The sequence below is a fragment of the Acinetobacter sp. NIPH 284 genome, assembly GCF_000369425.1.
GTDB lineage: Bacteria > Pseudomonadota > Gammaproteobacteria > Pseudomonadales > Moraxellaceae > Acinetobacter.
This window is the reverse complement of the sequence record NZ_KB850010.1, coordinates 601,277-610,286: the sequence shown is the minus strand read 5'-3', so window position 1 is coordinate 610,286 and position 9,010 is coordinate 601,277. Positions and strand designations below refer to the sequence as shown.

The following is a 9,010-nucleotide window of genomic DNA, read 5'->3' as shown; positions in this document are numbered from 1 at the left end:
CCCCAACGGCTAGTAGACATCGTTTACGGCATGGACTACCAGGGTATCTAATCCTGTTTGCTCCCCATGCTTTCGTACCTCAGCGTCAGTATTAGGCCAGATGGCTGCCTTCGCCATCGGTATTCCTCCAGATCTCTACGCATTTCACCGCTACACCTGGAATTCTACCATCCTCTCCCATACTCTAGCTGACCAGTATCGAATGCAATTCCTAAGTTAAGCTCAGGGATTTCACATCCGACTTAATCAGCCGCCTACGCACGCTTTACGCCCAGTAAATCCGATTAACGCTCGCACCCTCTGTATTACCGCGGCTGCTGGCACAGAGTTAGCCGGTGCTTATTCTGCGAGTAACGTCCACTAATCCCAGGTATTAACCTAATAAGCCTCCTCCTCGCTTAAAGTGCTTTACAACCAAAAGGCCTTCTTCACACACGCGGCATGGCTGGATCAGGCTTCCGCCCATTGTCCAATATTCCCCACTGCTGCCTCCCGTAGGAGTCTGGGCCGTGTCTCAGTCCCAGTGTGGCGGATCATCCTCTCAGACCCGCTACAGATCGTCGCCTTGGTAGGCCTTTACCCCACCAACTAGCTAATCCGACTTAGGCTCATCTATTAGCGCAAGGTCACAAGTGATCCCCTGCTTTCTCCCGTAGGACGTATGCGGTATTAGCATCCCTTTCGGAATGTTGTCCCCCACTAATAGGCAGATTCCTAAGCTTTACTCACCCGTCCGCCGCTAGCTCAGTTACCGAAGCAACCTCGCCCGCTCGACTTGCATGTGTTAAGCCTGCCGCCAGCGTTCAATCTGAGCCATGATCAAACTCTTCAGTTAAAATCATTTTGAAGTTTTAATCTAAACTTCCAAATCTGGCTCATCAATTTTCTGACTTAAATTTCGCTCAAATAAACTTCGAGAAATTTCTACCATTCAATCAATGAAAATTATTTCGATCGATCAACCAGTAAAAATCCACACAAGTTGTTCTTCTATTCTCTTAATGATCTTCTCGATGATTCGTCATCATCAAGCTAGGTCGGCTATATTACTCTAAATTTCTTTAAAGTCAACAGGTAATTTAGATATTTTTAAAACTTACCAACCAACCCAAGAATCTAACCACTTCAGCCAAATCCTTGTTTCTCAACAAGTTTTTATCCGCATCACCGCCGATGGATGTGCATTCTACAGCATTTCAGGAGGGTTGCAACCCTGTTTTTTATTATTTTCTTTTGCATGTTTCTTTTTTCTACAAATCTGATGTTTTCGTTGTTTTTATCATCTATTTATGTACAAAAAGCAGGCTAATGGCCTGCTCTTTATTTTTTCCATTGTGATTTAATCAGTAAAAGTCACACGAGCAATCGCTTTTTTACCCGATTGGATGATTAAAGTGACATTCTCTTTTACAGAGAAGCTCATATCAACCACATTCCAGTCAACTTTAACCGCACCACGACCCACGGCATCTTTTGCAGCAGCTGCATTTGGGTTTAAACCAGCAACACGAAGAATTGTGGCAATAAATAACTCACCACCAAACTCACCACGAGAAATCGTCACTTCTGGTGTATCTTCAGGTACTTCGCCTTCGGTTACACGATTGCCTGCGCTCTTGTGTGCATTTTCAGCCGCTTCTGCATCATGGAAACGCTCCACCAGCTCAAGTGCCAAGATACGTTTGATTTCTTGTGGATTGCGACCCGCAGCCATTTCATCCAGCAAGACTTTGATTTCATCCAGTGCCTTAAAGCTGAGTAAATCAAAGTAGCGTTCAATCAAGCTATCTGGCATTGACAGGATTTTTTGGTACATTGCGCCTGGGGTATCAAATACACCAATATAGTTGCCTAAAGATTTTGACATCTTATTGACGCCATCTAAACCTTCAAGAATCGGTACAGTGATGCAGACTTGTGATTCTTGACCGTAACGACCTTGTAAAGTACGTCCCATGAGCAAGTTAAAAGTTTGGTCTGTTCCACCTAACTCAACATCTGCTTCAAGCGCAATCGAGTCATAGCCTTGTACCAATGGATATAAAAACTCATGGATCGCGATTGGCTGGTGGTTGTTATAGCGCTTGGTAAAGTCATCACGTTCCAGCATACGTGATACAGTTTGCTGACTTGCCAATTGAATTAAATCAGCTGCAGTTTTTTGGCTAAACCATTCTGAGTTAAAACGAACTTTGGTTTTATTTGGATCTAAAATTTTAAAAACTTGTTCTTGATAAGTCTTGGCATTGGCAAGTACTTGCTCTTGCGACAACGGCGGACGTGTTGCGCTTTTGCCTGTTGGGTCACCGATCATGGCGGTATAATCACCAATCAAGAAAGTAACCTCATGTCCCAAATCTTGGAAGGTTTTTAATTTATTGATTAGAACCGTATGTCCTAAGTGTAAATCAGGAGCCGTTGGGTCAAAGCCTGCTTTTACACGGAGTGGACGATTCTCTTTCAGTTTTTTCAATAAATCTTCATCAGAGATAATCTCGTGCGTGCCTCGTTGAATGAGAGCAAGCTGTTCTTCGGCTGGCAAGAAATTTGACATCACAAAACCTAAACACATCAGTTATTCAATTTGTGCGATATACTAACATTTTTTCAGCATCTTGCAGGATAAGTTGTATATGAGCGCGATCTATATTGGTGTAATGACAGGCACGAGCATGGATGGTGTTGATATTGTTGCAAGTTCATTTGACCCTTTAACACTACATGCCACACTGACTGTGCCTTTTGAGCCTGAATTACGTGATGAATTAATGGCTTTAACGCTTCCTGACGACAATGAAATTGATCGTATGGGTAAAGCCGATGTCGCTTTGGCACAAATGATTGGACATGGCATTAATACGCTGATTGAAAGGAACAATTTAGATCGTAATCAAATCAAGGCTATTGGTTCTCATGGGCAAACTATTCGCCATCGCCCTGAGCATGGCTTTACCTTACAAATTGGTGATCCAAATATCATCACTGAAATTACTCAACTCCCTGTGGTTTCTGATTTTCGGCGTCGTGATATGGCCGCAGGAGGGCAAGGTGCTCCTTTAGTGCCAGCTTTCCATCAAGCTTTGTTTCAGCATGACAGTATCCATCGTGTCATTTTGAATTTAGGCGGTATTGCCAATGTCAGTATGTTGCCTGCAAATGACCTTGACGGTGTTTATGGCTTTGATACAGGCCCTGCAAATATATTAATGGATGCATGGTGTCATCGTCATACAGGGCATCCATACGATGAAAATGGCGACTGGGCTGCTTATGGCCATCCAATACGCTCCCTATTAGATCGATTGCACTCACACGAATACTTTTCGAAAGAACCTCCAAAAAGTACAGGTCGCGAAGACTTTAATATTGATTGGTTAGATGATCAACTGATCGATTGGCGCAATGATTTAACCTATGACGAACTCGAAGATACACCTGAAAATATTCAAGCGACCTTACTGAAACTTACCGTAAGGGTAATTCAAAAAGCAGTCTATCGTTCTAGCATGGAAACAGGCGAACTCTACGTTTGTGGCGGCGGTGCTTATAATTCTTATTTATTGGAACAATTACGTTGGCGCTTACGCAAACACAATTGGTCAGTACAAACCACGGATGCCCTTGGCTTAGCACCGACATGGGTCGAAGCGACGGCGTTTGCATGGTTAGCCATGCGTTTCGTTGAACAACTGAGTGGGAATTTACCCGCTGTAACAGGTGCATCGGGTGATCGTATTTTAGGGACGATTACGATGGTATAAAGAATAAAAAGCTTCTCAAATTGAGAAGCTTTTTATTCTTTAGAATCTATTAAATCGAGAAAGATGATCCGCAACCGCAAGTTGTCGTTGCATTCGGGTTTTGCACTACAAAGCGAGAACCTTCCAGTCCTTCAAGATAATCAACCACTGAACCAACCAAGTATTGATAGCTAAGTGAATCAACTAACATTTTAACGTCGCCATTGGTAAATTCAGCATCATCTTCATTAACACTTTCAGCGAAATTAAAACCATAAGAAAAGCCTGAGCATCCACCACCCGTTACATAAACACGTAACATCAAGTCGTTATTCCCTTCACTTTCGCGTAATTGGCGAACTTTGTTGGCAGCATTATCTGACAATTCAAGAGCTTGGGCATTCATGGTAGATATTCCTCAGACTTCAATACGTCTTTCATAAATAAAAGACCCGATATTCAGTATAGCATACTCAATATCGGGTCTGTACCTGAAGTTTAAAGTGCGATTAAGGACTTTTTAACAGATTATTTATAATTCTCTTCCTGCAAAGCACATTCAAAATTTTTGGCATCTTCGCGACAACGGAATTGCCATAACAACTTCATCATACGCTTATCGTAAATTCCTTTTGCTGTCAGGTTAATACGTGCCTCACGCATTAATTTTTGATAGCCAGGTTTATCAGCAGGAGGTACTTCCATCCAGTATTTTTGTGGAATATCCGCTTTCATTTTACCCAAGATACCAAAAGCACGTGGCAATTGTGCTTTCACCCATTCTCTTGATTTTTGACCAAAACCAGCAGGGAATTTATCAGGATGGATAATCAGGTTGCCTGTCACCTGCAAGATTGGGTAATTGACAATCGCACCTTTAGTACCTAAACCTTTGTAAAGTTCTAATGGTTTAAACGCGGCAGCAGGTGCACCTATGATGTCAACCTGACCATTATTAAATTTAGCACCAAAATTAGTGATATCTGAACTTACAGCTTGAGCACCCACTTGTGAAGCCATAATTTTTTGTGCTTCATCATAGTCTAAAACCGCAATTTTTTTACCTGCAGCTTTTGCAACGGTATTGATATTACGGTCATTTACTAATAAATATGCATCACCAATCGGAATCACACCAGCCACTTCATATTTGCCATTCACCATCGCTTTGGCAAAAGTTGGACTGGCTAACCCTTGCATCACTTTGACAGCAAGCTTAAGGTCGGTGATCGCACCAATTGCATCTAATGAACCTGTAAATGGATTGAATTGTCGGCCTCGCATACCTGTGATACTGACGCCATCACATTTCCCTGCTTTAAAATCTTCCGCTATCACTGCTTCATTGGTGCCTACTTTCAACTCAACATCAGCACCCCAGCTTTTTGCAGCCAATTGATAATCTTTCATTAATGCATATACATCGCCGCTTTTACCTACGATGTCAAATACACACATTGTTTGTTTTGCTTGAGCTGCAACAGAGACAGCTGCTATGCCTGTCGCAAGTAGTAAAGGCTTAAACCATTGCATATTATTTTTCCTTTGCATCTATATTGTTTTGTTGCGCAACATTTACGTATATGAAGAGCAACGTTCTATCCTAATAAGGTCTTCAAATGAATATATGTTTAAATACAGTCGTTCTTAATCTTCCCGATTAAAACATATTTTAAATCTTCTCGATTTCATTTGTTTTTATATGAGTATGATTGCGATATTTCTATATAAAGACAATGACTTAAATGACAAGCACTTAAAAACAAAAAGCCTAGAAAAATCTAGGCTTTAAGTTACTTTTATAGCATTTGATGATTATTCACCAGGTAATGCACATTCAAAGTTCGCTTTGTCTACTGAACAACGTGCTTTCTTCAATACTGACATCATACTAGCATCATAAATACCACGTTTAGTCATATCTAAACGACCATCACGCATTAATTTTTGATATTTTAACTTGTCTTCAGCAGTTAAGTTCATTTTGTATTTTGCTGGAATTTCAGCTTCATAACGTTTGATCATTGCGAAAGATTTTGGAAGTTGCTTCACAAAATAATCACGAGATTTTTGGCCAAAACCAGCTGGGAATTTTTCTGGGCGTAACACAAGATCCGCAGTCACTTGTAACACTGGGAAGTTAAACATCGCACCGTTAGCACCTAAGCCTTTGCTCAACTCTAATGGCTTATATGCATAAGCAGGAGCACCTACCATATCTACTTGGCCATTGTTAAATTTAGCAGCAAAGTTAGAAATATCAGAAAGTACAGCTTGTGCACCTACGCGTTGTACCATAATTTTTTGCGCGTCATCATAACCCAATACTGCGAATTTTTTACCCGCTGCTTTTTCGATTGAGTTAATGCTCTTATCACGCACGAAAATATAAGCCGCACCTAATGGAGCAATACCACCAACTTCGTATTTATTACCACCAAGGTTAGTTACCATTTTTGCTGCATTACGTTGATCTAGAACATAAGTAATCGCACGTTGAGCGATTTCATTACTTGGCGCACCACCTAAAGAGTCAATAGAACCCGCAAACTTGTTATATGGACGAGCACGCATTGCTGTCATTGCTACAGCAGCACATTTACCCGCTTTAAAGTTATTATCAGCGACTTGTTCATCTGTGATTGCAAGAAGGTTTACATCAGCGCCCCAGCCTTTTGCTGCAAGTGCCCAGTCCTGCATCATTTTGTATGATTCACCTGACTTTCCTAATAAGTCGAATACACACACATCAATTGCTGCTTGAGTAGAAGCAGATACACCTAAGATCGAAGTTGCTGCAATAGCTAACGCAATTTTTTTCATATTTTTCATCCTTCCACAAACTTTATGTTTGTCTCCTTGTTCGAAGCAAATATTAATCATGTTTTTCAAAAAAAAATAGAGCTTGTGCTCTATTTTTATGTCAATAATGTTTACTTTTTGTCCTGTTTTATCTCATTCACTTATTTTCATAAACATATTTGTGATAAGTGATGACTTTCGTTAATCAATTTATAAATTCAGGAACAAACCTATAACTATTCGGCACTCAAAGAACATTCAAAGTTAGTGCGTTCAACCGTACAACGTGCTCGTTTGAGGACATTCATCATGCTGGCATCGTAGACCCCTTGTCTGGTCAAGTTCATTCGTCCATCACGCAACATTTTTTGATAGCGAATTTTATCTTCACTAGACAATGTAATTCTTTTCGCATTCATACCCGCTTCTAAACGCTTTACCATTGCGAAGTTACTTGGCAATTTGTTCACGAACCATTGTCGAGATTGGGTACCAAAACCACTTGGGAATTGCCCAGGGCGAATAATTAAATCCCCCGTGATGTTCACAACTGGAAAATTAAATAATGCACCATTTGCTAAACCTTTATTAATCTCTAAAGGTTTATATGCATATGCTGGTGCAGCAATTACATCAACCTGACCACTGTTAAACTTCTTCACAAAATCTGAAATATCAGAGGGCACAGCAACAAGATTTATGCTTTCAACAATCGTTTTTTGCGCTTGATCATAATGTAAATACGCAAATTTTTTGCCTTTGGCCTTTTCAATCGTATCTATATTTTTATCACGTACGAAAGTATAGGCTAAGCCAACTTGAATAATACCAACAACTTCGTATTTCTCACCATTGGTTGTTGCAGTTAAACGGTGTTGGTTACGCTTATCAAGCACATAAGTAATTGCTTTCTGTGCAATCGCATTGCTAGTCACCGCACCTATAGCATCAACAGATCCTGCAAATTTATTATATTTACGAGCACGCATAGAGGTCATATAAACCCCGTCACATTTGCCCGCATCAAAATCTTTTTCTGCTTTCTCTTCGTCTTGATAAGGGATCAGCTCAACATCAGCTTGCCATGTTTTTGAAGCAAGCTTCCACTCTTCAACAAGTTTGTAAGACTCGCCAGCTTTTCCTAATAAATCAAATACACAAATTTCTTGTTTTGCCTGTACAGGAGTAGTCATGACAAATAGAGTCGCAGCACTCAATGCCAAAAGTCCTTTTTTCATTTTGTTTTCCCTTATTTGCTGTTTTTGCATATTTTTCCACCACCGAGAGACGAATATAGTCAGATCTTCACTAAAAGCCTAGTCCTTTTATTTACATACATCGGGTTTTACTGATTTTTAATAGTACTCATCACATTTTACTCATTGATAAAATATCTATTTTCCCTCTCAAATGATTTGTTCAAATCACTACACAATTCAATCTGGATTCAGATTTTTATTCACCTCCCAATGAACATTCAAAACGGGTTCTTTCCACTGAACAACGTGCCCGTTTCAACACGCCCATCATCACTGGGTCATAAATACCATCTTTGGTAAAACGGATTCGTTGCTCCCTGAAAATTTTTTCATAATTCTCAACTTCTTGCTTAGAAATCGAATATTTATATTTTGTTGGAATGGCATCCTCAAGCCGTTTAATCATGGCAAAACTTGTTGGAATTTGTTGTATAAACCATTCCCGTGAATTCAGAGAGAAACCTGCGGGAAAAGAATTTGGGCGAATAATCAACTCAATCGTAATATTCACAACAGGAACGTTGTCAAACATTGCCCCTATTGTTCCCAGTCCTTTCTCAATTTCCAGAGCTTTATAGGCATAGGCAGGCGATGCAATCACATCGGCCTGATTGGCATTAAATTTTTTGGCAAAATCAGAAACGTCTGATGGCAACGCAACCATTCCGATTGCTTCAAGAATTTTCCTTTGTGCATCATCATGTTTCAGATAAGCAAATTTTTTGCCTTTGGCTTTAGCAAGCGAGTTGATACTTTTATCATGTACAAAAATATAGGCCAGACCAAACTGGGAAATCCCTGCAACCTCAAAGGTATCTCCATCTATTGTTGTGATCAGACGGCGTTTATTACGCTTATCCAGCGCAAAATGGATCGCTTTTTTTGCCACCTGATTATTGATCACACCACCAATTGCATCTATTGAACCTGCAAACTTATTGTATTTACGGGCGCGCATGGAGGTCATATATACTCCCTCACACTCACCAGCTTCAAAATCATTCTGTGCCTTGGCTTCGTCCTTATAGGGAACCAACTGAATCTTGGCTTGCCAATCCTGTGCAGCCAGCGCCCATTCCTCCGCGACTTTATACACTTCTCCCGCTTTTCCCATCGGATCAAACACACAAATTTTTTGTTTTGCCTGAGTTTGACCCGCAACGCTGAACAATGTTGCAGCAGCTAAAGCGAATAATCCTTTATTCATTA

General features: G+C 40.4%; 7 protein-coding genes and 1 rRNA gene. 1 reads left to right on the top strand and 7 read right to left on the bottom strand.

Annotated elements, in window-relative coordinates:
- Positions 1-835 (bottom strand): 16S ribosomal RNA (locus F908_RS06015); the annotation flags it as partial.
- Positions 836-1,339: 504 nt separating this feature from the next.
- Positions 1,340-2,572 carry a tyrosine--tRNA ligase gene (tyrS, locus tag F908_RS06010; RefSeq protein WP_087537343.1) on the bottom strand — a complete coding sequence of 411 codons (1,233 nt, stop codon included), beginning with the start codon at positions 2,570-2,572 and terminating at the stop codon, positions 1,340-1,342.
- 61 nt (positions 2,573-2,633) lie between these two features.
- On the opposite strand from tyrS, the gene F908_RS06005 reads away from it, so the two are divergent.
- Positions 2,634-3,761 (top strand): anhydro-N-acetylmuramic acid kinase, encoded by a 1,128-nt coding sequence (locus F908_RS06005; RefSeq protein ID WP_005158953.1) that lies wholly within the window; start codon positions 2,634-2,636, stop codon positions 3,759-3,761.
- A 49-nt stretch (positions 3,762-3,810) separates the two neighbouring features.
- On the opposite strand, the gene erpA is transcribed toward F908_RS06005, so the two are convergent.
- The 5 genes from erpA to F908_RS05980 all read right to left on the bottom strand — a co-directional run bounded on the left by erpA (position 3,811) and on the right by F908_RS05980 (position 9,008).
- Positions 3,811-4,146: an iron-sulfur cluster insertion protein ErpA gene (erpA, locus tag F908_RS06000; protein WP_005158950.1), complete on the bottom strand. Its 336-nt coding sequence runs from the start codon at positions 4,144-4,146 to the stop codon at positions 3,811-3,813.
- Between the two features lie 122 nt (positions 4,147-4,268).
- Positions 4,269-5,273: a putative solute-binding protein gene (locus tag F908_RS05995; RefSeq protein ID WP_005158942.1), complete on the bottom strand. Its 1,005-nt coding sequence runs from the start codon at positions 5,271-5,273 to the stop codon at positions 4,269-4,271.
- 282 nt (positions 5,274-5,555) lie between these two features.
- Positions 5,556-6,563 carry a putative solute-binding protein gene (locus F908_RS05990; protein WP_005158934.1) on the bottom strand — a complete coding sequence of 336 codons (1,008 nt, stop codon included), beginning with the start codon at positions 6,561-6,563 and terminating at the stop codon, positions 5,556-5,558.
- A gap of 215 nt (positions 6,564-6,778) precedes the next feature.
- Positions 6,779-7,780, bottom strand: coding sequence for a putative solute-binding protein (locus F908_RS05985; protein WP_005158930.1), 1,002 nt, complete (start codon positions 7,778-7,780; stop codon positions 6,779-6,781).
- A 217-nt stretch (positions 7,781-7,997) separates the two neighbouring features.
- A complete protein-coding gene (locus F908_RS05980) occupies positions 7,998-9,008 on the bottom strand; it encodes a putative solute-binding protein (protein WP_005158927.1) in 1,011 nt (336 codons plus the stop codon).
- Between the last annotated feature and the right edge of the window lie 2 nt (positions 9,009-9,010).

Bases quoted from the DNA above. Each gene is read 5' to 3' on its own strand.
- F908_RS06005 (WP_005158953.1), top strand. From the start codon at position 2,634: ATGAGCGCGATCTATATTGGTGTAATGACAGGCACGAGCATGGATGGT.
- F908_RS05980 (WP_005158927.1), bottom strand. From the start codon at position 9,008: ATGAATAAAGGATTATTCGCTTTAGCTGCTGCAACATTGTTCAGCGTT.
- F908_RS05990 (WP_005158934.1), bottom strand. From the start codon at position 6,563: ATGAAAAAAATTGCGTTAGCTATTGCAGCAACTTCGATCTTAGGTGTA.
- F908_RS05985 (WP_005158930.1), bottom strand. From the start codon at position 7,780: ATGAAAAAAGGACTTTTGGCATTGAGTGCTGCGACTCTATTTGTCATG.
- tyrS (WP_087537343.1), bottom strand. From the start codon at position 2,572: ATGTGTTTAGGTTTTGTGATGTCAAATTTCTTGCCAGCCGAAGAACAG.
- F908_RS05995 (WP_005158942.1), bottom strand. From the start codon at position 5,273: ATGCAATGGTTTAAGCCTTTACTACTTGCGACAGGCATAGCAGCTGTC.
- erpA (WP_005158950.1), bottom strand. From the start codon at position 4,146: ATGAATGCCCAAGCTCTTGAATTGTCAGATAATGCTGCCAACAAAGTT.